7 protein-coding genes are annotated in these 5,467 nt (G+C 48.1%); 3 read left to right on the forward strand and 4 right to left on the reverse strand.

Features of this window, described 5'->3' with window-relative positions; all coding sequences use genetic code 11:
* Positions 1-1,080, forward strand: a 1,080-nt coding sequence (trmA, locus tag ACTHSP_RS17260) for a tRNA (uridine(54)-C5)-methyltransferase TrmA (protein ID WP_440346534.1), incomplete at its 5' end; no start/stop codon positions are given.
* 69 nt (positions 1,081-1,149) lie between these two features.
* Here trmA and ACTHSP_RS17265 read toward each other — a convergent pair.
* The gene (locus ACTHSP_RS17265) at positions 1,150-2,190 is read right to left on the reverse strand and encodes a zinc-dependent alcohol dehydrogenase family protein (protein ID WP_293193080.1); all 1,041 of its coding nucleotides are present in this window, start codon (positions 2,188-2,190) and stop codon (positions 1,150-1,152) included.
* Between the two features lie 162 nt (positions 2,191-2,352).
* Between ACTHSP_RS17265 and mutY the strand changes: the two genes are divergently transcribed.
* Positions 2,353-3,387 (forward strand): A/G-specific adenine glycosylase, encoded by a 1,035-nt coding sequence (mutY, locus tag ACTHSP_RS17270; RefSeq protein WP_049352129.1) that lies wholly within the window; start codon positions 2,353-2,355, stop codon positions 3,385-3,387.
* Positions 3,388-3,393: 6 nt separating this feature from the next.
* Here mutY and ACTHSP_RS17275 read toward each other — a convergent pair whose 3' ends face one another.
* Both ACTHSP_RS17275 and ACTHSP_RS17280 read right to left on the reverse strand, forming a co-directional pair.
* The gene (locus tag ACTHSP_RS17275) at positions 3,394-3,750 is read right to left on the reverse strand and encodes a hypothetical protein (RefSeq protein ID WP_049352126.1); all 357 of its coding nucleotides are present in this window, start codon (positions 3,748-3,750) and stop codon (positions 3,394-3,396) included.
* A 3-nt stretch (positions 3,751-3,753) separates the two neighbouring features.
* The gene (locus ACTHSP_RS17280; RefSeq protein WP_003745781.1) at positions 3,754-3,951 is read right to left on the reverse strand and encodes a zinc-finger domain-containing protein; all 198 of its coding nucleotides are present in this window, start codon (positions 3,949-3,951) and stop codon (positions 3,754-3,756) included.
* Positions 3,952-4,064: 113 nt separating this feature from the next.
* Between ACTHSP_RS17280 and ACTHSP_RS17285 the strand changes: the two genes are divergently transcribed.
* Positions 4,065-4,559, forward strand: coding sequence for a DMP19 family protein (locus tag ACTHSP_RS17285; RefSeq protein ID WP_049352179.1), 495 nt, complete (start codon positions 4,065-4,067; stop codon positions 4,557-4,559).
* A 63-nt stretch (positions 4,560-4,622) separates the two neighbouring features.
* Here ACTHSP_RS17285 and ACTHSP_RS17290 read toward each other — a convergent pair whose 3' ends face one another.
* Positions 4,623-5,396 (reverse strand): M48 family metallopeptidase, encoded by a 774-nt coding sequence (locus ACTHSP_RS17290; protein WP_049329845.1) that lies wholly within the window; start codon positions 5,394-5,396, stop codon positions 4,623-4,625.
* Between the last annotated feature and the right edge of the window lie 71 nt (positions 5,397-5,467).

Raw genomic sequence — 5,467 nt, forward strand, 5'->3', positions numbered from 1 at the left:
ACTGCCTACCAGCAACAACTAGCCGACAAAAAGCAATATCTTCAGCAACTTTTCCAAGGACTGGATTTTCCTGAAATCGAAGTCTTTGAATCTCCGGAACAGCATTACAGAATGCGTGCCGAGTTCCGCATCTGGCATGAAGGCGGCGAAATGTTTTATGCCATGTTTGAGCGCGGACAAAAGGCAAGCGGGGCAAGCCTGATCCGTTGCGACCAATTTCCTGCCGCGTCCGAATCCATCAATGCCTTGATGCCGAAATTGATTGAAGCCGCGTCCAATCATCCCGAGCTGAAAAACCGCTGGTACGCCGTCGAATTTTTGTCCACTTTAAGCGGCGAAATGCTGGTTACCATGATTTACCACAAGAAGCTGAACGACGCATGGCAACAAACCGCGCAAGAGCTGGCGCACAATTTAGGCATCCACATCATCGGCCGCAGCCGCGGACAAAAAATCGTATTAAGCCAAGATTTTGTGACCGAAGCATTAGAAGTCAACGGCAAGACCTTCCGCTATCGTCAAATCGAGGGCAGCTTTACCCAACCCAATGCCCAAGTGTGCCAAAAAATGCTGACTTGGGCGTGTGATGCCGCGCAAAACTTAGGCAAAGACCTGCTTGAGCTGTACTGCGGCAACGGCAATTTCACCCTGCCGCTTTCACAACATTTCAATCAGGTGCTGGCAACCGAAGTTTCCAAAACTTCCGTCAATGCCGCCCAGTGGAATATTGAAGCCAACCAAATTACCAACCTCAAAATCGCCCGCCTGTCTGCTGAAGAATTTACCGAAGCCTACACGCAAAACCGTGAATTCCGCCGCCTGCAAGAACAAGGCATCGACTTGAAAAACTATGATTTTTCAACTATTTTCGTTGATCCCCCACGCGCCGGTGTTGATGATGAGACGCTCAAATTGGTAGCCCGATTCGACAACGTCCTCTATATTTCCTGCAACCCTGAAACCCTGCGCGCCAACCTCGACACGCTCTGTCAAACCCATACCATCGAACGCGCCGCCCTATTCGACCAATTCCCATTTACCCACCATATCGAAAGCGGCGTTTGGTTGAAGAAAAAATAAAATCATACAAAAAGGCCGTCTGAATGTTCAGACGGCCTTTAATTAAGGGCATATTAAGCGATTTTCAAATCAATCCGCTTCCAAAACCACTTTCATGGCTTGGTTTTCAGCAGCGTGCTTGAATACATCGTAAGCTTTTTCCAATTCGCTGAATTTGAAATGGTGGGTCATCATTTTAGTGTAATCCACTGAGCTGCTGGAAATGGCTTTCATCAGCATTTCAGTAGTATTGGCGTTAACCAGGCCGGTAGTAATGGCAAGGTTTTTAATCCACAGTTTTTCCAGTTTGAAATCAACGGATTGACCATGTACACCGACCACTGCGATATGGCCGCCGGGTTTCACGATGTCTTGACACATATTCCAAGTCGCAGGGATACCGACCGCTTCGATGGCGCAATCTACGCCGTCTTCGCCAACAATGTCGGCAACTTGCTTGCTTACATCGCCGGAAGCAGGGTTGATGGTATGGGTCGCGCCCAATTCTTTCGCCAGTTTCAAGCGGTTTTCGTCCATATCGCAAACGATGATGGCGGCAGGGCTATACAGTTGCTCAGTCAGCAAGGCAGACATACCGACAGGGCCGGCACCGGCGATGAATACGGTATCGCCAGGTTTCACATCACCATATTGCACGCCGATTTCATGGGCGGTCGGCAAGGCATCGCTCAACAGCAGGGCAACTTCTTCATTGACGTTGTCAGGCAGTGGAACCAAGCTGTTGTCGGCATAAGGCGTACGGACGTATTCGGCCTGAGTACCGTCAATCATATAGCCCAAGATCCAACCGCCGTTGCGGCAGTGTGAATAAAGTTGGATTTTACAGTTATCGCAAGTACAGCATTTGCTGACACATGAAATAATGACTTTATCACCAACTTTGATGTTTTTTACAGCATCGCCGACTTCTTCTACAATACCGATGCCCTCATGACCGAGAATACGACCGTCGGCAACTTCAGGGTTTTTACCCTTCCAAATACCCAAGTCAGTACCGCAAATCGTGGTTTTAACGATTTTGACGACTGCATCGGTCGGATCGATAATTTGAGGGCGGGGTTTTTCTTCGAAACGAATGTCGTTTGCGCCATGATAAACCATTGCTTTCATGTGAATCTCCTTGAGCAGTTAATAAACTTTAACAATACAGCGTAAATCCACGTTAACTATATTTATATACCCCTCCACCAGATAAGTCAATTCTGATTATTATTTCATATGTTATATTGTAACATATTGTTTTAAAAATAAATAATTAAAAAGCAAATGTTAATGAACACACCCACATCCTTCGCTCGACGACTCATCGATTGGCAGCGCCAACACGGCCGCCACAACCTGCCTTGGCAGGTCAAAGACCCGTATTCCGTCTGGCTTTCAGAAATCATGCTCCAACAAACGCAAGTAGCTACCGTATTGGACTACTATCCGCGTTTCTTAGCCACATTCCCAACCGTGCAATCGCTTGCCGCCGCGCCGCAAGACGAGGTTTTATCCTTGTGGGCAGGCTTGGGCTATTACAGCCGAGCACGCAACCTGCACAAAGCAGCGCAACAAGTCGTCGAACAATTCGGCGGTATCTTTCCATCCGATCGCAAAGACTTGGAAACGCTCTGCGGCGTAGGCAGAAGTACCGCCGCCGCCATTTCTGCCTTTTCTTTCAACCGACGCGAAACCATCTTGGACGGCAACGTCAAACGCGTTCTCTGCCGTGTCTTTGCCCAAGACGGAAATCCGCAAGACAAAAAATTTGAAAACGCGCTTTGGACGCTTGCAGAAAGCCTGATGCCGTCTGAAAACACCGATATGCCTGCCTATACACAAGGGCTGATGGATTTGGGCGCAACCGTCTGTAAACGGACAAAACCTTTGTGTCATCAATGCCCTATGGCAGAGATCTGCGAAGCAAAAAAACAAAACCGCATTGACGAGCTGCCCCGCAAAAAAACTGCTCCCGAAGTGCAAACCCTACCGCTTTATTGGCTGATTATTCATCACACTGACGGCGCATTATTGCTTGAAAAACGCCCTGCCAAAGGCATTTGGGGCGGTCTGTATTGCGTACCCTGTTTTGAAAAATTAGACGATTTGTATACTTACGCCGAACACTTCGGCATTGTTTCAGACGGCCTTGAAGAACAAACCACGTTTACCCACCGCCTGACCCACCGCTTATTGATGATTACCCCTTTTCAGACGCAACAAAGGCCGTCTGAACATCTTTCAGACGGCCTTTGGGTATCATTGGAACATTTGGCGGATTATGGTTTGCCCAAACCTTTAATCAAATATTTGGCTAAAGGCTAAACCGCCCTATTCCACAATCTCTTTAAATACAGCTTCTTTCCCACCGCGAATCAGTACGGCAAATCCATCGCCAATCTGCCAACTCGAGCTCGGATTGGCGTACTCGACGCCCTGACTCCGCAAGCGGACTTGCACCAGTTTCTCAACCGTATTGCCTTCACGCAGCTCAACCATCATCGGGCTGTGGCTGTTGATATAAATTGCAGTAATCGTCCGACCTTGTGCGGATTGATAACGGACAGAATACGTCTGCGCTTGTGCAATGACCGGTAACGGCGCATCAGGGCGCACGGCCTTATACGAGCCGCACGCAGCGCACAAACTCACGCACAAAGCGCAGATAATTTTATTCAACATAGGCATAGATCAGTAATGGTGATGCGGAATCTCGCCATCAAGACGGTAATAAGTGCCACAATACGGGCATTCAATCTCACTATTGGACTGAATCGGCAAGAACACACGCGGATGGCCGTTCCACGTTTCATGATTAGGGCCGGAGCAATGCAGCGGCAAATCCTGCGGCTTGATGACTACAACGTTTTTTTCAGACTGTGTACTCATGGTTTGGTTCCTCACTATGTTTTCTTATCTTCCGATATTGTAAAGCAAAACGGCCGCTAGGTTCAGACTGAAAACATTATATAATCACTTTTTTCAGACGGCCTTTGATGATTATGACGACCCTGCTCCGCCTTCAAGATTTCGATACTTCCGATTCCGCTTCATTTCTTTATACACTCAGCGCAGCCTATTTGGACCACACCGAACAGGCAGGCGACGAGGAAATGTCCGGCCTCAACGACGAACAGCATACATTGACTGCCCTTTGCTACCTCGACAGCCAGGTTCAAGAAGGCGGCTTTGTACAGCTTATCGCTTCAGGATACGGAGAATACATCTTCGGCAATCCGGTTGCCGACAGCCTGCGCCGCTGGCGCATCAAACCGATACCAAAAATCTTAGACAAAGCCAAAGCTCTGTACGAAAAACATGGCGAAGCCATTGAAAAAATGGCAGACGAGCAAAGGGGTTTCGACGAAATCCGCAAAGCTTTTCCCGATTTTGAAGAGCTTGACGGCGATTATTATGATGTTGCCGACGAAGACTTGGAAACCGCAGCAGCCTACGTTCAGGCAAATTGGGATAAATTTGCCAAACTGTCAGGCTGAAACCATAAAACTTTGCCGGTTTGAATCATCTGTTCAAACCGGCAAAATCATCAATACGTCAAATTAACGTTTGTTTTTCTGATAAATCGGCATCACTTCAGGCAACATTTTGCGGATTGCATTGATACGCGCCTGATTGGTTGGGTGAGTCGACAAAATAGCCAATGAGCTGCCGCCCTGTACTTTGTTCATTTTTTCCCACACGCTTACCGCTGCCTCAGGGTTGTAGCCTGCTTCAGCCATCAAACGCACACCGCCGGCATCCGCTTCGCTTTCCTGATAACGTGAGAACGGTTTGGTCGCCAACAAATCTGCACCCAAGCCGACCAAATCACCATCCACACCGGTTGAGCTGGCCAAAATCGAACCGCCCAAGCCGGTCAATACTTGTCCGCCCAAAGCTTTTTTACTGTGTTCCAACAAAGCATGGGTCATTTCATGGCCGACAACGGCGGCAATTTCATCATCAGTCAGCTTCAATTTTTCTACTATGCCGGTGTACACGGCCATTTTACCGCCCGGCATTGCCCATGCGTTCATTTCATCACTGCGGATAACGTTCATCTGCCAGTTGAAAGGCACGCCGGTTTTGTTGGCGCGCTCAGCATGAGGACGCAGACGTGCAAACACGCGTTGAACGCGTTGAGCAGTTGGAGATGAAACATCCAAAGCTTTTTGACCACGCGCTTTTTGAATGACTTGTGAGTAACTTTTAGCCGCGTCTTCATTTAAAGTCGCAGTATCGTAGCCAACCATATCCGCTACGGAAGTACAGCCGGTCAACGCCAAAATCACGCCCATGCCGGCCCAATATTTTTTATTCCATTTTCCCAACATGTTTTCTCTCTGTGTTTTTAAGTTAATGTAACGACATTGTACCCAAATTTAATACACTTTACACAAAAGGC

The sequence above is a fragment of the Neisseria sp. P0001.S005 genome (assembly GCF_051963715.1).